Here is an 18,666-nt window from a genome sequence, read left to right as displayed (position 1 = left end):
CGTCCACCTTTTGAGGCGGGCGGGTCGCAAAGAATACTGACCAAGTGAGCTGGCGCTAGGCCAGGAGTAGCTCAGGGAATACACAGTGACAGAACAAAATAGAATTGATTGCCGCTTTGCCAGACTGCGCGGCGAGGGCCGCAAAGCCCTGGTAACTTATATCGTCGCCGGTGATGGCGGCCTGGAAAATACCGTACCCATGATGCACCAGCTGGTGGCCAGTGGTGCGGATATTATCGAGTTGGGGGTGCCTTTCTCCGATCCCATGGCCGAGGGGCCTGTGATCCAGAAGGGGCATGAGCGCGCCTTAGCCAGTGGCGCCTCGTTGCGCAAGTGTCTGGCGCTGGTTAAAGAATTCCGTCAGGTAGATGAGGAAACCCCGGTTATCCTGATGGGGTATGCCAACCCGATCCAGCGTATGGGTGAGCGGGAGTTCGCCGATGCCGCCCTCAATGCCGGAGTAGATGGTGCTCTCACGGTAGACCTGCCGGCGGAAGAGGCGGGGCCTCTCAACGAGCTCCTGGCCGAGCGCAATCTGCGCAATATCTTCCTGCTGACGCCTACCACTACTGAAGAGCGCATTCGCGAGATTACCGGCCTGGCCAGTGGTTTTGTGTATTACGTCTCCCTGAAGGGCGTTACCGGTGCCGGCCATCTTGACCTGGACTCAGTGCGCGATAATCTCGAACATATTCGCCGCTTCACCGATTTGCCCCTGTGCGTGGGCTTTGGTATCAAAGACGGCAGCTCGGCGCGATCCGTCAGTGCCCATGGCGACGGCGCAGTTGTGGGCAGTGTGTTGGTCTCAGCGGTGGCTCAAGCCGCGGACCTGGCTGTCGCCAAGGCGAAGCTGGGGGAGATCGTCAGCGAGATGCGCCGGGCTCTGGACCGCTAGGCACTATCCCGGGCTAAGGCAAGGAGCTGGCCAGATCGCCAAAAATAGCGGCTGATCTGGCTGGGTTTGATGTTCAGCTTAGTGTTTTAATTCGTAGCCTGAAACTCACCGGTCGGTAAAATGCGCCGACCTACAGAAAGCATCCGGATTTGGAAACGAGATGAGCTGGTTAGAAAAAATTGTTCCCGCGGTTATTCGCACCGAGCGACGCGCCGGCAGCAGCAAGGTCCCAGAGGGGGTATGGAAGAAGTGCGTCAAGTGCGACGCCATGCTTTACCGCCCGGAGCTAGAGCGCAACCTGGATGTGTGCCCCAAGTGCGACCACCATTTGCGCATTGGTGCTCGCCGTCGCCTGGATATTTTCCTCGACGAGGAGGGGCGTGAAGAGCTGGCCACCGATGTGCTGCCAGTGGATCGTCTGAAATTTAAAGACGTTAAAAAATACAAAGACCGTCTGCTGCAGGCGCAAAAATCCACCGGTGAAAAAGACGCACTGATTGCCATGCAGGGCACCTTGAAAGGGGCGCCCTTGGTGGCCGTGGCCTTTGAGTTTGCCTTTCACGGCGGCTCCATGGGTTATGTGGTGGGAGAGCGTTTTACCCGCGCGGCCCAGCGCGCCTTGGAACAGCGCATTCCACTGGTGTGCTTCTCTGCCACTGGCGGGGCGCGAATGCAGGAGGCTTTGATCTCTCTGATGCAGATGGCCAAGACCTCTGCGGTGCTGGAAAAAATGAAGATGGCGGGCGTGCCCTATATCTCCATTATGACCGACCCCGTATATGGTGGCGTTTCGGCCTCCCTGGCCCTGTTGGGGGATATCAATGCGGCCGAACCGGGGGCGCGCGCCGGATTTGCCGGCCCCAATATTATCGAGCAGACCATCCGCCAGAAATTGCCCAAGGGCTTCCAGCGCAGTGAATTCCTACTGGAGCACGGCGCTATCGATATGATTATTCCGCGCAAGGATATGCGCACTACCGTCTCGCGCCTATTGGGTAAACTGAGCGGTAATTAATTATTTCCCAATTCCCCGGAGGCGCCTAAGAGCAGTCAGGAAGAAAACCTGGCTGCTGCCTCCCACCAGCGATCTATCCGATTATGTCCTCATTACAAGATTGGCTCGCCCGCCTGGAGCGGCTGCACCCTACTGAAATTGAACTCGGGCTCGAACGCGTCTCTTCTGTCGCCGCTACCCTGGGGGTGCAAAAACCCGCGGCCACGGTGATTACAGTGGCGGGCACCAATGGCAAGGGCTCCTGCGTGGCGACTATGGAGGCACTATTGTGTCACGCAGGTCACTCTGTTGGGGCTTACAGCTCTCCGCACTTGCTGCGTTTTAATGAGCGGATACGTATTAATGGAGAGGAGGTATCCGATCAACAGCTGGTCGAGTCCTTTGTGGCGGTGGAAGCCGCTCGCGGGGAAACCAGCCTGACCTATTTCGAGTTCACCACTCTAGCCGCATTGTGGTTGTACCAACGCGCGGGAGTGGAATATGCCCTGCTGGAGGTCGGCCTAGGTGGCCGGCTGGATGCGGTCAATTTGGTGGATGCCGACCTGGCGATTATCACCAGTGTGGCGATCGACCATGAGGATTGGTTGGGCAGCGATCGGGAGGTTATCGGTCGCGAGAAGGCGGGCATTCTGCGCCCGGGTGCACCCTTTGTTTGTGCAGATAGCGCGCCGCCCCAATCTGTGCTGTCCGCATCCGAAAAGCAGGCCAGCTCCAGTTATTTTATTGGTCAGGATTTTGGTATTACTTCGAGTGGGGGAAGTGAGGCCTATCACTTTGGTGACCTGGTATTGTCGATACCGAATATCAGCTTGCCGCGTCCCAGTATCGCTGCCGCACTTACTGCTCTGGCACTACTGGATGCTCTACCCCAAGAGGGGGTCGAGACAGCCCTCGGTCAAATAGCCCTGCCCGGGCGCTGCCAACAAGTCGTTTGGCATGAGCGAAATCTGCTGCTGGATGTGGGACACAATCCGGCGGCGGCGGAGTACCTGTCAATCTGGCTGGCAGCCCATCCGGTAGAGGGGAAAACTCATGCCCTGGTGGCGGCTATGAAAGATAAGGATCTGGTCGGTCTGTTTTCCCCTGTTCGCGAATTGGTGGACCGATGGCACCCGGCCCTGCTGCCGGAAAATAACCGCGCTGCGGATGGCGAGGCACTGTGCGCCGCTCTTCAAAAGGCGGGTGTGGATGAGACGAAAGTGGATCGACGCTGTCCAACTGTGGCTGATGGGTTGCGGCAACTGCTGCCGACCCTTGGTTCACAGGATAGGTTGCTTGTATATGGATCCTTCTTTACTGTGGCGGAAGTTCTGCAGCAGAGGCGAGACGAGGGTAATGGAGAATTGCGAGGATAAGTCCCCCCGCAGAGGGCGGCTGAACGACGGCTTCAAACAGCGCATCGTTGGTGCGCTGGTGCTGGTTGCGCTCGCAGTAATATTCCTGCCGAGTCTACTGGACCGGGAGTCCAAGGGGCATATCAGTGAGGTGAGCCAGATCCCGGCGGAGCCGGATATCCGCCCCATTGAGATTGGTAAACCCGAGCCCGTTGCCGGTGTGGCGCCGGCTCCTGCGGCTGGAGAGATTTTTCAGCCGGAAGTGCCGGAGAAGTTTTCCAACCCTGCGGAGGGTGCGGCCAAGTTTGCCGCTTCCGACTCTCAATCCAAGCATGAAGAGGTTGATTCTGCCCCGATAGCCGAGAGTGACGCTGCTAAAAAGACGGCTTCGCCATTGGTGGACGAACAGGGGCAACCGATTGCCTGGGTGGTACAGGTGGCCTCTTACAAGGATGACTCCCGCGCGCAGCAGCTGCGTATGCGCCTGATGGATAAGGGCTATCGGGCCTATACCCGCGGGGTGCAAACGGACAAAGGGCGTTTTGTACGGGTCTTCGTGGGGCCCAAGGTCAATAAGGCCGATGCTGAGAGTATCAAGCGGGAGCTCGATTCACTGCTGCAAGCACAAACCCTGGTACTCCGCTTTAAAGCCTGATGGCTTATTGGCTCGATATGGGGTTGTTACAGCCTTGCTAGACAGAGTGCCAGGCGAGTCGCTTTTGCTCTTCTGGGCCTCTCTCTCCCAAAGAAGCGGCAAATTTTCTAACCTGTGCCAGTATTTCGCGGGTGGCTGTGAAACTGGCTGGGTGTCATTCATTTCTTATCAGTTTCGCTGCCCGCTTGTAGATAGCCTCACCCCGGTGGGTGACGCGCTGAAAGCGGCTATAGCCCTGTACTTTTTTCGGTATAAATCCATTGCGGTAAGGCGATTCGTCCACGAAGTTTTGCTGTTGGGGTCGGAAATTCCAATCGATTCGTCTACGGCTTCACGCGCTTAGTCCCTTAAGTTAGAATGCGCGCTCTTCGCGGCAGCAGCCGCCACGCAGGTAGGGTTGAATGAATTGGGCTGACTGGACCATCGTGGCTATTGTGGGTGTTTCCACACTTATCGGCCTTAGTCGAGGTTTCGTGCGCGAAACCCTGTCACTGCTCACCTGGGTCGCCGCTTTTTTGGTCGCGATGATGTTTCGCGAACAGCTGGCGCCACTGCTTTCAAACCTTGTCGACACCCCGTCTCTCCAGGCGATCGCCGCCTTCGCCATTCTGTTCTTTGGTACGCTCCTGGCCGGGGCCGTTCTGAATATGATGCTCTCCGCCTTTGTTGAGGCCACTGGTTTGTCCGGTACCGACCGGGTTCTGGGTATGGTGTTCGGTCTGGTGCGGGGGGCGATTGTGGTGATGGCACTGCTGATTCTGGCCCCAGCACTGGCTCCGGTGGAGCAGGACAGCTGGTGGAGTGAATCGGTGTTGATTCCCCATTTCCTCGAGTTCGAGGGCAGTGCACGGGAGCTGGCCAAGTCTGTGAAGGACTATTTCGTAGAGTTATTTTAATCGGGCGCTAGCGCCGCTTTTTCGATCAATAGGGTCAAATATATGTGTGGTATCGTCGGTATCGTCGGTAAGAGTGATGTCAATCTGCAGCTCTATGACGCGCTCACTCTGTTGCAACACAGGGGGCAGGATGCTGCGGGCATCGTAACCTGTGACGATGATCGCCTGAACCAACAAAAAGCCAATGGCCTGGTGCGTGATGTATTCCGCGCGCGCCACATGGAGCGCCTGAAAGGTAACTTTGGTATCGGCCATGTGCGTTATCCCACCGCGGGCAGTTCCGGTCCCGCTTTGGCGCAGCCGTTCTATGTGAACTCTCCCTACGGTATCGCCATGGCACACAATGGCAACCTCACCAATGTGGGGGATGTGGTGGAAGAGATCTTCCAGCAAGATCTGCGCCATATCAACACCGATTCCGATTCCGAAGTACTGCTCAACGTATTTGCCCATGAGCTGCACAAGCTGCGCAAGCTGCACCCCAAGGCTGAGGATATCTTCACCGCTATGCGCGGTGTGCATAAACGTGTGCGCGGCGCCTACGCTTGTGTGGCCCTGATTGTGGGTTACGGCATCGTCGCCTTCCGCGATCCCAACGGTATTCGCCCGCTGGTCTACGGCAAGCGCGAGACTGACAAAGGCACCGAATATATGGTGGCCTCCGAATCTGTGGCCCTGGATGTACTGGGCTACACCCTGGTGCGCGATGTGGCCCCCGGTGAAGCCTTGTATATCGAACTGGATGGTACCGTGCACTCCGAGCAGTGTGCTGAGAATCCGACCCTCACCCCCTGCATTTTTGAGCATGTGTACTTCGCCCGCCCGGATTCCATTATGGATGGCGTCTCTGTACACAAGGCGCGCCTGCGTCAGGGTGAGCACCTGGCAGACAAGATTCTGCGCCTGCGCCCAGACCACGATATCGATGTGGTGATCCCCATTCCCGATTCCGCCCGCACTGCAGGCCAGACCGTGGCGCACCGTCTGGGAGTGAAGTTCCGTGAGGGTATGGTGAAGAACCGCTATATCGGCCGTACCTTTATCATGCCGGGGCAGAAGCAGCGCAAGAAGTCTGTGCGCCAGAAGCTGAATGCCATCGAACTGGAATTCCGCGGCAAGAATGTGTTGCTGGTGGATGATTCCATTGTGCGCGGTACTACTTGTAAGCAGATCATCCAAATGGCCCGCGATGCGGGTGCTGCAAAAGTGTATTTCGCCAGCGCGGCGCCAGCCGTGAAATACCCCAACGTGTATGGCATTGATATGCCGTCTGCCAGTGAGCTGGTGGCGCACAACCGCACCACCGAAGAAGTCTGCAAAGAGATCGGTGCAGACTGGCTGATTTACCAGGATCTGGAAGACCTGGTGGTGAGTTCCAGCGGTGGTAAGCAGAAAATTGATCAGTTCGACTGCTCTGTTTTCGACGGTAACTATATTACCGGCGATGTGGATGAGGAGTACCTCAATAATCTTCACGCGGCGCGCAACGACGAAGCCAAACACAAGAAGACCGATAGCAGCGCTCTGTAAGTTTTCTCCAGCGGCGCTCTGTTCACGGCAGAAGAGGGCGCCATGCACAGCCGTTTCGGTTAATATGACCGCTTCCAAAAATACTGACCAGGAAGCGGTATATGTTTGAAGACGACGGTTACGCTCTGGAAACCCTGGCCGTTCGCGCCGGGCAGGTCCGTTCGGAAGAGGGCGAGCACTCTGAGGCCCTCTATCTCACCTCCAGTTATGTATTCCCCTCTGCCGCAGAGGCTGCCGCGCGCTTTACCGGCGAGAGTGTCGGCAACGTCTATTCCCGCTACACCAACCCCACCGTTCGTATGTTCGAGCAGCGCATCGCCGCGCTTGAAGGTGGTGAGGCTGCGGTAGCCACGGCCAGCGGTATGGCCGCGATCCTCAGTATTTGTATGGCCCTGCTGAAAAGTGGCGATAGGGTGATTTGTTCCCGCAGTGTGTTCGGCACCACGACCGCGTTGTTCGGGCGCTATATGGAAAAGTTTGGTGTGCGAGTGAGTTATGTGGATCTCACCGATATGGATGCCTGGAAGCAGGCGGTGGACGGCTCTACCAAACTGCTGTTTATGGAAACGCCCTCCAACCCCCTGTGTGAAGTGGCGGATATCCGCGCCCTGGCGGAAATTGCCCACAGCGCCGGTGCCCTGCTGGTCGTGGATAACTGTTTCTGCACGCCGGCGCTGCAGCGCCCACTGGCACTCGGTGCCGATATTGTGGTGCATTCCGCCACTAAATTCCTCGATGGCCAGGGTCGCGCCCTGGGTGGTGTTGCCGTGGGCCGCAAGGAGATCATGGATGAGCTGGTGGTATTCCTGCGCACCGCTGGCCCCAGTATGAGTCCGTTTAATGCTTGGGTATTCCTCAAGGGTTTGGAGACGCTCAAGCTGCGGATGCAGGCCCACTGCACCAACGCCCTGGATCTGGCCTGGTGGCTCGATGAACAGGAGATGGTGGAGAAGGTCAACTACACCGGCTTGCCAAAGCATCCGCAACACCGCCTGGCCCGCGAACAGCAGGATGCCTTCGGTGCGGTGTTGAGCTTTACCGTGCGCGGTGGCCGCGAGGAAGCCTGGAAGGTGATAGACAATTGTAAAATTCTATCCTGTACCGCCAATCTCGGCGATGCAAAGAGCACCATCGTGCACCCGGCCACCACTACTCATGGGCGTCTCAGCGATGAGGACAAGGCCCGCGCCGGTATTACCGAAAACCTGATTCGTATTTCTGTGGGGCTGGAGAATGCCGAGGACCTCAAACGCGATCTGATGCGAGGCCTGTCCCTGTTGTAAACAAATCGCCGGGCTTTGATAGGGCCGGGTCGGTCCCTGACTTCCTATGATTAATAGCGGGTGCCAAATCCGCTTTCTCACGGAATTGGCACTATGGCGCCTGCCGTACAGGGTTGGCGGGTGCTTACACCGGCCTTTTTGGGGCCTGAGAAAAAATGAGCAGTAATGGATTTGCCGTGCAAAAAATAGTTTCCGCCATCGTTTCCGATATTGGCAGTGTTTTGCTGGGAAAAGAACGCCAAGTAAAACTGGCCCTGGCCTGCCTGTTGTCAAAAGGCCACCTGTTGATCGAAGACCTGCCGGGTATGGGCAAGACCACACTGGCACATGCCCTGGCCCAGGTGTTCGGCCTCTCCTATAAACGGGTGCAATTCACCAGCGATATGCTGCCGGCGGATATCCTCGGCGTATCCATTTTTGAGCGGGAATCCGGCCAGTTTCATTTTCATGAGGGGCCGGTTTTCAGCCAGGTATTACTGGCCGATGAAATCAACCGGACTTCACCGAAAACCCAGAGTGCCCTGTTAGAGGCAATGGAGGAACGCCAGGTCAGTGTGGACGGCGAAACTCGCGCACTGCCACAGCCCTTCTTTGTGATTGCCACCCAGAATCCCCTGCAACAGTCCGGTACTTTTGCCCTGCCGGAATCGCAGTTGGACCGCTTTCTGATGCGTATCAGCCTCGGCTATCCCACCCGCGAAGCCGAGCGGGCGCTGTATTTAGGGGCCGATCCCCGCCAGCAGCTGGCCAAGCTAAAGCCGCGTATTGACCTGATTACCCTGAAAAAAATGCAGAGCCTGGTGGGACATGTGAAGGCCTCAGACAGTCTGCTGGATTATTTAGAACGTCTGGTGTTGCACACCCGCCAAAGCCCTGACTGCGCCGTGGGTTTGTCGCCCCGAGGGGCCCTGGCGCTGCTACGTGCCGCCAAGGCCTGGGCGTTGATTCACAATCGCGGCCATGTCCTGCCGGAGGATATCCAGGCGGTGTTGCCCTCGGTGGCCGGGCACCGCTTGCAGAGTGATGGCGGCAATGGCGATCAGTTGGTGGAGCGCCTTATGCGCCAGGTGGATATTATCGCGGCCTAAGCAGATGAGTGTGAACCGCGATTTTCCCTGGCAGGCTTCCAATACAGGCTCGACAGCCTCGAAAAGCTCGCGCAATTTTTTTCGCGGGCTGAGTGAGCGCTGGCTCAGCCGGCGCGCGCCTCGCTCGCGGGACATCACCCTAAATCACAGCCGCTTATTTATTCTGCCCACCCGTGCTGGGCTCGGTTATCTATTGGTAACCGCTTTGCTGTGGCTACTGGCCACTAATTACGAGAACAATCTGGTTTTCGCCCTGACCTTTCTGCTGATCAGTGTCTTCGTTATTTTGCCGGTGCATACCTTCGCCAACCTGAGTGGCCTGCGCCTGCAGTTAATAGGCACGGAGGACACTTTTGCCGGCGACTTTGCCGAGGCGCAGATCAACCTGAGTCGAGCGGACAAGCGCCAACGGGAGTGGATACAAATTTGTTGGCCACCGGAGGAGGGCGCCTATGTGGATCTCTGTGAGGAGTCTTTGGCGGACTTTCGTATCGCGCTGCCAGCCCTGCAGCGGGGGCGAATTCAGGCGCCTCGCTTAAGGGTCGAGAGCCGCTTTCCTCTGGGACTGTTTCGCTGCTGGAGCCGTATCGATCTGGATGTGGAATTCTTGGTGTATCCGCGGCCGCTCGCCGCCGGGCCCTTGCCGTTGGGAGAGGCCATGGTAGAGGGTACATCCGGCCAGGTACGTCGCGGCGGGGATGATTATGCCTCTCTCAAACCCTACCAGCCCGGTGACTCCCTGCGCCACCTGGCCTGGAAACAATATGCCGCCGGCCGTGATCTCTATAGCAAGGAGTATGAGAGCCGTACCGATACCCGTCTCTGGCTCGACTGGGAGCTATTGGATGGGCGCGATGTGGAGGCCCGACTGAGCAACCTGTGCTACTGGGTCTTGCAGGCGGAAAAGCAGAACATTGCTTATGGCCTGCGCATCCCTGGCACTACATTGCCGCCCTCTCTCGGCGCTGAGCATCAGCATCGAGTGCTGGCGGCACTGGCCCTGTTTCCCAGGTGGGGTGGCTGATGGCGAGCAACCGGGATCTAATGCCCCGCGAAAGCCTGTTGTGGATTTTCGCCGCACAGTTTGTTGCTCTGCTGCCGCAGCTGAGCCAGCTGCCCCTGTGGATTGCTTTTGCCTGGGCGTTTGCGGTGTATTGGCGTTTGGAAGTCTTTCGTGGGCGCCGTGACCTGCCGGGGCGCGCCCTCAAGCTTTTGGTGATTGCGCTCACGGTGGCGGGTTTAGCGCAATCCTACCAGCGTTGGTTTGCGCTGGAGCCGATGGTGGCTTTATTGGCGTTGTCTTTTACCTTGAAAAACCTGGAGCTGCTGAGCCGCCGGGATGCCTTTGTCAGCTTGCTACTGGCCTACTTTGTTGCTGCGACCCTATTCGTGCGCGAGCAATCGATTCCCTATGCCCTGTACGGCTTGATCAGTGCCCTGGTGATTACCGCTGCACTGGCGGCTCAGTTGGGAAGCTTCAGTGCGCGGCCGCGCCGGGCCCTGGGGCTCTCCCTGCGGCTAATGGCGCAAGCCACACCGTTGATGTTGTTGCTGTTTGTGGTGATGCCGCGTTTGGGCCCCCTGTGGAATGTACCCCAAGATACCTCTGCCGGCCGCACGGGCGTGAGTGATTCCATGGCACCGGGCGATTTCACTCGCCTATCCAAATCCGACAAGCCGGCACTGCGTATTTCCTTCGATGGGCCCATACCACCGCCGGAGCAACGTTACTGGCGCGGGTTGGTGTACTCCGAGTTTGACGGGCGTACCTGGCGCCAGGGTGTTGGCGTGGACCCGCGCAATGGTGGCCAGGTGTACTGGAGCAGTGGCGAACGCGCGTTGCCCCAAATCGGCCCACGCTTCCGCTACCAGGTAATCCAGGAAGCGAGCCGCAGTCCCTGGTTATTCGCCCTGGCAAGGCCTGCCTCGGACAGTCCCGGTGTGGGGGAAACTGTGGACGATCGCCTGGTAAAGCGCACACCGGTTTACAGCCGTTTTGCCTATGAGGTGCGTTCCTGGCCTCGTGACTCCCAGACTATTCCCTTACCACTGAATAGCGCTGAGCGCCGCCGCAATCTGCAACTGCCGGCGGACGGGAACCAGCGAACCCGCGAGTGGGTGGGGCGCCTGCGCCGCCGGGGATTGGGAGCTGAAGAGATCTCGTCACAGCTATTGGCTCTCTACAACCGCGAATTTACCTATACCCTAAGCCCACCGGCACTAGGCAGTGACAGTGTGGACGAGTTCCTTTTCGACAGTCAGAAGGGGTTCTGTGAACACTTTGCCGGCAGTTATGTGTTTGCCATGCGTGCCGCCGGTGTGCCTGCACGGGTGGTGGCGGGCTACCAGGGTGGCGAGTGGGTGAATGGTGAGAAGTACCTGTTGGTGCGTGAATACGATGCCCATGCCTGGGCCGAGATCTGGCTCGATGGCCGCGGCTGGCAGCGGGTAGATCCCACGGCTGCTGTTTCCCCGGAGCGGGTGCGGGATGGCCTGGAAACTGCCGCCGGCGAGGAGTTTATGCAGGATTCGCTGTTGCCGTTACATCGCTTCGATGTCCTGGTGAAGCTGCGCCTGCAGTGGGACATGATCAATTATCGCTGGTATCAAACGGTAGTGAGCTTTGATAGCGAAAAGCAGCGGGATACTTTGCAGAGATTGCTCGGTGATCTTTCTCCCATGCGTATGGCACTGTTTTTTGGGTCACCGGTGGCTGTCGTATTATTGGGCATTTTCCTGTGGACCCACCTGACCGGTCGGGGGCGCAAACGGCCTGTGGTAGAGCGCCTTTACGCAGTATTCTGCAAGCGTATGGCCAGAGCCGGTATCACTCGCCGCCCCGGTGAGGCGCCGCGGGATTTCGCCGGGCGTATCGCCGAGAGGAAACCCCAGTTGGCAGAGTTTGCCCGGCGGGTGACGGATGCCTTTGAACGCGCTGCCTACGGCGGGGATAAAGAGGCATTGATGGAGTTACGCCGTCTGCTGCGCTGGCACTTGAGGCTTTTTTTAAAAGTGCCGATAAACAAAAGCCAGCTGGCTGGGCACTAACCCTTGGAAGGTCTATCGCGCAAGATGCCTCACAGACTGCAAAAATTTTTGCTGGGTTACAGCGGCACCTCCCTGGCTACCGGGCTGCAGGTAATTCTCCTGCCCTGGATCGCGCTCACGGTGGTGGATTTGCCGGCTCTACAACTGGGTTGGATTCAGGCTTCGGTGCTTTTGCCTAATCTGGTGTTCCTGCTATTCGGTGGTGCCCTGGCGGATCGGCGTGATCCGGCAGCAGTCTCCGCACTGGCCTGCGTTGGCTTAGCCCTTTGCCACACAAGTCTGCTGCTGGTTTACCTCCTGTCAGAGATCTCCCTGCCGGTATTGATGCTCTATGGTATTTGCCTTGGGGTTTGCAGCGCTTTCCTACAACCGGCGCGAGACAATTTGGTACAGCGCAGTGCTCGCAGTGGCGGTGGTCAGACCTCCGAGCGACGGGTACAGAAAACGGTGACCTGGATGATGTTGGCCCAATACGGTGGTCAGGCTGTGGGGATGCTACTGGCAAGCCGCTTTGAACACTGGGGGCTGCAGGCGCTGCTGTTAGTGCAGATAGCGGTATTGCTGTTGGCAGCTACATCCTTGATTTGCTTGCGCGCGGGTGGTGCCAGTCGAGCGACTAAGGAAAAAATCACTCACAGTCTGATTCTCGATGGCTTATCCCAGGCCTGGCGGCACCCAGTATTGCGCGAGTTGACCGCGTTGATGGCCTTTAACGGATTTGTGCACATCGGTGTCTTTTTGGTGGTGCTGCCGCTATTGGCGGAGGATTACGGTCGCGGTGCCGGTTATTACGCCACACTGCAATTGGCCTTTGTGGCCGGTACCGTGATCGCCACGGTGACTATGCTGCGCCGCGGCCAGGGCGCCGAACCTGGTCGCGGTATCCTGATGTGCCTGCTTTACAGTGCGGCGTTGTTGATTGCCATCAGCCTCGGTCCCACCAAGCTGGGCCTGATCCTGCTGTGTCTTTGCTGGGGGGCGGTGGCTGCGGCTTCGGCGGGCCTTGGTCGCGGCATAGTACAGTTGCTCGCCCCGGCGGAATACCGTAGCCGCATCATCTCTATTTACCAGTTTGCCCTATTTGGCTCCGCCGCGCTTGGGGCACTGGTCGCCGGGGTTCTGAGCGAATACGCCGCGCCTCTGACTACCTTGTTGTGGGCGGGAATTTTGAGCCTGCTCGCCTTTGCCATGGTGGCTTTAAGTGGTGCCCTGCGCCGGGTAAAAATCTCTGACAGCGAAGTGTGAGTCGTTTCGTGCGACCAACACAGTCGCTGTCACCATATAGTTAGGTGGGTCAGCCAATGAGTGGAGGTGTCGGTGAGTCCTGCGAAAAAGGCCAATTGGTCGGAAGAGGTCACGCGCCACAGCCATGCCTTGGATTTGAATGAGGGCCTCTTTAGCCTGGAGGACCCGAAAGCAATTGCGCAGGGATTGAAAGCCGCTGCGGAATCCAGCCAGCGGCGCAAGTCCGATCCCTATCGCTCCGCCATGTCTATGCTGACGTTCTATATCAACCGGGCGGGACAGCGGCTGCCGGCGAAAAGGCGGCGACTATTGGAAATGGCCAAGGAAGAGTTGCGCGGCCTTTACGGACGTCCGCGCCGGCATTGAGCCGGCGGCGGAGCTTATGGTGAGAGTTTGAGAAGCTTTAAGGCGCCTGGCAGGGCAGGCAGCGCACGTAAAGGGCACGGGGGTCGCGATAGCTCTGCAGTTCGCCGATTGGCGCCAACACCGGCTGCACGCTGTTTAGCCAGGCGCCGAGTGGCAGGTTGGCTTCAAGGCTCGCGGCAATTTTCGCGTCTACATTGTCGCTCAATGCGCGCAGGAATTTTTCGCCGGGGCTCAGTTCACGCTGGATCTCTACTACGTCGTATTCTTCGATTTCAGCAAGCTGCGCGGCGTCTGCGATGGCGTCGCTGAGGTTGCCGAGATCGTCCACCAATCCCAACTTCTTCGCGGCGCGGCCGGTCCATACTTGCCCCTGGGCAATTTTGTGTATCTCTTTGGGGGTACTGCCGCGAGCTTCGGCGACAATGCGCAGGAAGCGCGCATAGGTGTTATCCACTCCCTGCTGCAGAACACTGGCCGCAGCTGGTGGTAGTGCGCGATCGAGGCGCATACTGCCGGCCAGATCAGAGGTGCCTACACCATCGGTATAGATACCAATATGCTCAAGGGAATTTTCAAAGGTCGGGAATGCGCCAAAGACACCAATAGAACCAGTGAGGGTGGCGGGTGAGGCCCAGATGCGGTCACCAGCCGTGGCGATCCAGTAGCCACCGGAGGCGGCGACGCTGCCCATGGAAATCACCACCGGGATTTTGGCTTCGCGAGTGGCCAGCAGTTCCTGGCGAATAGCTTCGGAGGCAAAGGCGGAGCCGCCACCGCTGTCGATGCGCAGTACCAGGGCATCCACTTCTTTCTCGCGCGCACGCTGAATTAATTTGCCGAGACTCTCGCTGCCGATTCGTCCAGCGGGGGCTTCACCGTCGACAATGGAACCGCTGGCGGTGATCAGGCCGATTTTATTGGACTCCCGGATGGGCTTGGCCGCTTCGGCAAGTTTATGGCTGCGCAGGTAGGCGAGGGCATCGATAAATTTGTAATCGCGCTCTTTGCTGTCATCTTCACCAATAGTTTTCTTCAGCTCATTCATCGTCTCGATGCGGCTGGCGAGCTGGTCTACCAGTTTGTTGGCCAGGGCGGCTTCGGCCCAACTGCCCTGATGCTGTTGTAACTTCTGCGGCAGTTCGTTGATAAACAGGTCGATACTCTCAGCGGGCAGATTGCGCAACCCGGTGACCTGCTCGCTGTATTCACCCCAGAGTTCATTTAGCCAGCGCTGGTTGTTTTCCCGCGAGGCGGGAGACATATCGTCGCGGGTATAGGGCTCAATAAAGTCTTTGTAATCCCCCACGCGGAACACGTGGAAGTTCACCTTGAGTTTATCCAGAGCGCTTTTGTAGTAGTTGCGATAAACGCCAAAGCCGGTGAGCATTACCGAACCCATGGGGTTCAGGTATATCTTGTCGGCGTGGCTGGCGAGGAAGTACTGGGGCTGGGTGTAGTTGTCGCCCACCGCGTAGATGGGTTTATCGGCGGCTTTAAAGCGCTGCAGTGCTGCACCTATTTCATCCAGCTTGCTGAGGCTGCCACCCACCATATGGTCCAGTTCCAGCACTAGCGAGGAAATGCGTTTGTCAGTGGCGGCGTTGTCGATAGCGTCAACCAGATCTTTGACGCGCACCTCGGAAGGCCCGCGGTTGCCACCCAGGAAAATCGGCAGGGTGGCGGGCTGGGTAAGCTCATCCACAAGATAACCGCTGGGGGCTACGCGCAGCGCCGCGCCCTGGGGCACCACCAAGCGCTCGTCCTTGCTGAAAATGGCAATGCCGAGAAACAGTAGTATCAGCAGGAAGATGATGTTGGTGAACACTCGCCTCAACCAGGTGATGGAGCCGCCAATCGCAGCTAAAAAGCCTCGGGCAAATCCTTTTTTCTGGGATGAATCTGTCAAACCTCAAAACTCCTTAGCGTGTGGAAGTCTCATATTTCCACGCTTTGTGTCGGGAACCATTGGCGGGAATTCCGCCAATGGAGTTACTGCATACGATGCCAGCGACTGCTCATCATTGCAGAAAAGAATAGGATAAGGCTCAAAACCATCATTGCGCCATCCTGCCAACCGCGTGTAGGCATCATTACATCGACAATGCTGCTGGTGATATAGAGCAGCAGAATAAAACAGAGCCAGAGGTAACTGCGATAACGCTGCTTGATCAGGCCCGGTAACACCAGCAAAAGTGGCACTGTCTGGATCAGCCAAAGCGCGAGGGAGCCTCCCTCGACAAACAGGTTTCGAACTGCAAACAGCACCAATAGGGCGATATAGCAGAACCAATTGATACGGAGCGCAATATGTAATTTGCGCTGAATAGTGTCGTTCACGCTGAATCCTCTATTTGGCAGCTTGAGTCGCCTGGCTCAGGGTCTGTGCCAGTTGGCCGATGCGAGCACCGAGCGCCCTGCACAGGGTGATCTCATCTTCACTCAGGTCGCTGGTGTGCCCTTTGTTCCAGTGGGAGGCGCCGTAGGGGGTGCCACCGGTACTGGTGCGCATCAGGGCGGCTTCTGAGTAGGGAATGCCGGCGATCAACATACCGTGATGCAGAAGTGGCAGCATCATTGAGGTGAGCGTGGTCTCTTGGCCACCGTGCAGACTGCCAGTGGCGGTAAATACCGCCGCCGGTTTACCGGTGAGGCTTCCTTCCAGCCAAATATCGCTGGTTTGATCGAGAAAATAGCGCAGTGGCGATGCCATATTGCCAAAGCGGGTGGGGCTGCCCATAAGCAGTCCGGCACATTGGCGCAGGTCTTCGAGAGTGCAATAGGGGGCGCCTTCGCTGGGTACCGGTGCCAGGCTGGCTTCGGTATCGGGAGAGACCGTGGGAACGGTGCGCAGGCGTGCGGCGATACCGCTGGCCTCCACGCCCCTTGCCAACTCAGCAGCCATGCGCGCGGTGGCGCCGCTGCGGCTGTAATAGAGGATCAGCACATAGGCTTCGCTATCGGATGCCATTTAAAGCAGCTCCAGCGCATTTTCCGGCGGGCGGCCAATAGTGGCTTTGTCGCCTTTTATCACGATCGGGCGTTGAATCAGGATGGGGTTTTCTACCATGGCCTCAATCAATTGCGCTTCGCTCAGTTCCTCGTCCTTCAAGTTGAGTTGCTGGTAGGGTTCTTCACCGGTGCGCAACAGGTCCCGTGCGGGGATACCGAGTTTCTGCAGAATTTGTTTAAGATCACCAGCCGAAGGTGGGTTTTGCAGGTAGAGAATCACTTCCGGCTCCACGCCGTTATCCTGCAGGAGTTGCAGGGTTTGACGGGATTTTGAGCAGCGCGGGTTGTGGTAGATCGTCCACATTATGTCGGTATCCTGTTACTGTTTGGCGTATTCTAACCGAATACCGTAATGGAATTCTAAGGCGTAAGTCGAGTGTTCGCCGCTTTTGCTGGAGGTCGCACACAGGGAATGAAATTGAAATCAAGCGTGAAAGATAAGCTCGTTCAATGGCGGCGTTTTGCCACCTCCTTGTGGTCTCTGTTTGTCGAGAAAGACTGCCAGAAAAGTGCGGCTGCCCTCACTTATATGACTTTGTTTGCCATAGTGCCATTGGTGACCGTGAGCTACGCGATGCTGTCGCTGTTCCCGGACTTCGCCGGCTTGCAGACCCGTTTGCAGGAGCAATTGTTTTCCCACTTTGTGCCGCAGAGTGGGCGTGAAGTACAGGAATATATCAGCAGTTTTTCCGCCCAGGCGCAGCGACTCACCGGCTTGGGTATCGCCATGCTGGCGGTGACCGCGGGGCTCACGTTACGCAGTATTGAAGGTACCTTTAACGCCATTTGGGATGTATCCCGTGGGCGCAGCGGAGTTTCGAGCTTTCTGCTGTACTGGGCCATTCTCAGCCTCGGGCCTATCCTACTGGGGGCTGGGCTCGCCGCCAGTACCTTTCTTCTCTCGCAAAAATTATTTCTGGGTGGGGAGGAAGGTATCGGAATGATGGCGGTCGTGTTGCGAGTGTTGCCTTTTATTTTCACCAGCATCGTTTTTACCCTGCTGTTTATCGCCGTGCCCAATTGCTATGTGCCCTTGCGCCATGGCATCGAAGGGGGGGTGGTGACCTCCATCGCTTTTGAAATCATGAAATACCTGTTCGGCGTTATTGTTGCACGCAGTTCGGTACAGGCCATCTATGGTGCCTTTGCTTTTGTGCCCTTGTTTCTCTTGTGGATTTATATGATGTGGATGCTGGTGCTGGCGGGGTGTGTGCTGGTGCGCACCCTGTCGGTATATCGAGCAGCGACCCAGGGGCGTAGACACTCCGATTTAGTGGCGATCCTGATTGTCCTCTGGCAAATGTTTAAAGGGGGGCGGTGTGGCAAACCCTTGCGTGAGCGGGATATCTCTTTATTGGGAATAAAATTTGGCCAATGGCGGCGCTTGCGTGATGTCTTACAGGGGCACCGGGTGATAGCCCAGACCGATGGGAATGATTATGTCCTGTTGCGGGACTTGGATGCGGTATCACTGATGGAGCTGACCGGTTGGCTGAGCCCCCAGTGGGTTCCCAGCGGTAACCCCGGCAATTTAAAAGGGTTTGAATGGTACAGCGAGGTGGAAAGCCGCTTTGCCAATGCCCGTGGTTCCGCCAGAGAACAGCTTGGTATTACGATTGGGGCTCTCTTTAGTGACGCTCTGAAAAAAGAGGAGGCCGAAAGTCACACGGCAGGGCAAGAGGCGGGAGCTCCAAAAAATAGAGAAAATGAAATTGTTGAAGCCGAGGGGGAAGACGATGCTGCAGTTGCTGATAAGAAAAAGAATGAAGAAGGTACTGGGGGCAATCTCTCTGTCCTTGGCAAGCGCAATCAGCGGCTGTAACAGCGATAGCCATCTGCATACCACCGATGGCGAATCGGTTAATACTGAGGGAAAAACAATATTGGTTAACTACTGGGCCGAGTGGTGTAAGCCCTGTCGTGAAGAAGTGCCTGTACTCAATGAGCTGGCGCAGACCAATGGTGATGTCATAGTACTGGGGGTTAACTTTGATGGTTTGCCATCCCCTGCTGCTATCGAACAGGCGCAGAAGCTGGGTATAGAATTTCCCCTGCTGGTTGAAGAGCCCGATGGACGCTGGGGGCAACCCTGGCCAGAAGTACTGCCTACCACCTTCGTGATTGGCCGGGATGGCCGCTGGCAAAAAACACTGGTGGGGGCCCAGACCGCAGAGGATTTTAGAACTGCCCTACAGTAAGGCGCTTTTAAATAATAATTTAAAAAAACAAATCAATATAACTATAACCAAAGTATCTATAACCAAGGTAACTATAGGGCACTAGCCTATCGCTGATAGCATGC

The 18,666-nt window shown here is 57.2% G+C and carries 18 protein-coding genes; 14 read left to right on the top strand and 4 right to left on the bottom strand.

Annotation, left to right across the window (positions count from 1 at the left end; translation table 11 throughout):
* The first annotated feature begins 85 nt into the window (after positions 1–85).
* The 12 genes from trpA to LC073_RS14310 all read left to right on the top strand — a co-directional run bounded on the left by trpA (position 86) and on the right by LC073_RS14310 (position 13,355).
* The gene (gene trpA / locus LC073_RS14365) at positions 86–895 is read left to right on the top strand and encodes a tryptophan synthase subunit alpha (protein ID WP_226647942.1); all 810 of its coding nucleotides are present in this window, start codon (positions 86–88) and stop codon (positions 893–895) included.
* Positions 896–1,055: 160 nt separating this feature from the next.
* Positions 1,056–1,910 (top strand): acetyl-CoA carboxylase, carboxyltransferase subunit beta, encoded by an 855-nt coding sequence (accD, locus tag LC073_RS14360; RefSeq protein WP_226647941.1) that lies wholly within the window; start codon positions 1,056–1,058, stop codon positions 1,908–1,910.
* Positions 1,911–1,993: 83 nt separating this feature from the next.
* Positions 1,994–3,265, top strand: a complete 1,272-nt coding sequence (folC, locus tag LC073_RS14355; RefSeq protein ID WP_226647940.1) for a bifunctional tetrahydrofolate synthase/dihydrofolate synthase — start codon at positions 1,994–1,996, stop codon at positions 3,263–3,265.
* Complete coding sequence (locus tag LC073_RS14350; protein WP_226647939.1) at positions 3,246–3,899, top strand: SPOR domain-containing protein; 654 nt, start codon at positions 3,246–3,248, stop codon at positions 3,897–3,899. Before folC ends, LC073_RS14350 begins: the two co-directional genes overlap by 20 nt.
* 401 nt (positions 3,900–4,300) lie before the next feature.
* Positions 4,301–4,795 (top strand): CvpA family protein, encoded by a 495-nt coding sequence (locus tag LC073_RS14345; RefSeq protein WP_226647938.1) that lies wholly within the window; start codon positions 4,301–4,303, stop codon positions 4,793–4,795.
* A gap of 42 nt (positions 4,796–4,837) precedes the next feature.
* Positions 4,838–6,325 carry an amidophosphoribosyltransferase gene (gene purF / locus LC073_RS14340; RefSeq protein ID WP_226647937.1) on the top strand — a complete coding sequence of 496 codons (1,488 nt, stop codon included), beginning with the start codon at positions 4,838–4,840 and terminating at the stop codon, positions 6,323–6,325.
* 101 nt (positions 6,326–6,426) lie between these two features.
* Positions 6,427–7,608, top strand: a complete 1,182-nt coding sequence (locus tag LC073_RS14335; RefSeq protein WP_226647936.1) for an O-succinylhomoserine sulfhydrylase — start codon at positions 6,427–6,429, stop codon at positions 7,606–7,608.
* A gap of 176 nt (positions 7,609–7,784) precedes the next feature.
* The gene (locus LC073_RS14330) at positions 7,785–8,696 is read left to right on the top strand and encodes an AAA family ATPase (RefSeq protein WP_226647935.1); all 912 of its coding nucleotides are present in this window, start codon (positions 7,785–7,787) and stop codon (positions 8,694–8,696) included.
* 10 nt (positions 8,697–8,706) lie between these two features.
* A complete protein-coding gene (locus LC073_RS14325) occupies positions 8,707–9,720 on the top strand; it encodes a DUF58 domain-containing protein (RefSeq protein ID WP_226647934.1) in 1,014 nt (337 codons plus the stop codon).
* The gene (locus LC073_RS14320) at positions 9,720–11,744 is read left to right on the top strand and encodes a DUF3488 and DUF4129 domain-containing transglutaminase family protein (protein WP_226647933.1); all 2,025 of its coding nucleotides are present in this window, start codon (positions 9,720–9,722) and stop codon (positions 11,742–11,744) included. Before LC073_RS14325 ends, LC073_RS14320 begins: the two co-directional genes overlap by 1 nt.
* A gap of 24 nt (positions 11,745–11,768) precedes the next feature.
* Positions 11,769–12,989 (top strand): MFS transporter, encoded by a 1,221-nt coding sequence (locus LC073_RS14315; protein WP_226647932.1) that lies wholly within the window; start codon positions 11,769–11,771, stop codon positions 12,987–12,989.
* Positions 12,990–13,061: 72 nt separating this feature from the next.
* Complete coding sequence (locus LC073_RS14310; RefSeq protein WP_226647931.1) at positions 13,062–13,355, top strand: DUF3175 domain-containing protein; 294 nt, start codon at positions 13,062–13,064, stop codon at positions 13,353–13,355.
* A gap of 37 nt (positions 13,356–13,392) precedes the next feature.
* On the opposite strand, the gene sppA is transcribed toward LC073_RS14310, so the two are convergent.
* The 4 genes from sppA to arsC all read right to left on the bottom strand — a co-directional run bounded on the left by sppA (position 13,393) and on the right by arsC (position 16,668).
* Positions 13,393–15,261, bottom strand: coding sequence for a signal peptide peptidase SppA (gene sppA, locus LC073_RS14305; RefSeq protein WP_226647930.1), 1,869 nt, complete (start codon positions 15,259–15,261; stop codon positions 13,393–13,395).
* 83 nt (positions 15,262–15,344) lie between these two features.
* Positions 15,345–15,692, bottom strand: coding sequence for a DUF2069 domain-containing protein (locus LC073_RS14300; protein ID WP_226647929.1), 348 nt, complete (start codon positions 15,690–15,692; stop codon positions 15,345–15,347).
* Positions 15,693–15,702: 10 nt separating this feature from the next.
* Positions 15,703–16,323 carry an NAD(P)H:quinone oxidoreductase gene (gene wrbA, locus LC073_RS14295; protein ID WP_226647928.1) on the bottom strand — a complete coding sequence of 207 codons (621 nt, stop codon included), beginning with the start codon at positions 16,321–16,323 and terminating at the stop codon, positions 15,703–15,705.
* Entirely contained in the window at positions 16,324–16,668 is a 345-nt protein-coding gene (arsC, locus tag LC073_RS14290) for an arsenate reductase (glutaredoxin) (RefSeq protein ID WP_226647927.1), read from the bottom strand.
* 108 nt (positions 16,669–16,776) lie between these two features.
* On the opposite strand from arsC, the gene LC073_RS14285 reads away from it, so the two are divergent.
* Both LC073_RS14285 and LC073_RS14280 read left to right on the top strand, forming a co-directional pair.
* Positions 16,777–18,186, top strand: a complete 1,410-nt coding sequence (locus tag LC073_RS14285; RefSeq protein ID WP_226647926.1) for a YihY family inner membrane protein — start codon at positions 16,777–16,779, stop codon at positions 18,184–18,186.
* Positions 18,128–18,562, top strand: a complete 435-nt coding sequence (locus tag LC073_RS14280) for a TlpA family protein disulfide reductase (protein WP_226647925.1) — start codon at positions 18,128–18,130, stop codon at positions 18,560–18,562. Before LC073_RS14285 ends, LC073_RS14280 begins: the two co-directional genes overlap by 59 nt.
* The last annotated feature ends 104 nt before the right edge of the window (positions 18,563–18,666 follow it).

This window comes from Microbulbifer variabilis, from assembly GCF_020524905.1.
Lineage (GTDB): Bacteria > Pseudomonadota > Gammaproteobacteria > Pseudomonadales > Cellvibrionaceae > Microbulbifer > Microbulbifer variabilis_A.
This window is presented reverse-complemented; position numbering and strand designations above follow the sequence as displayed.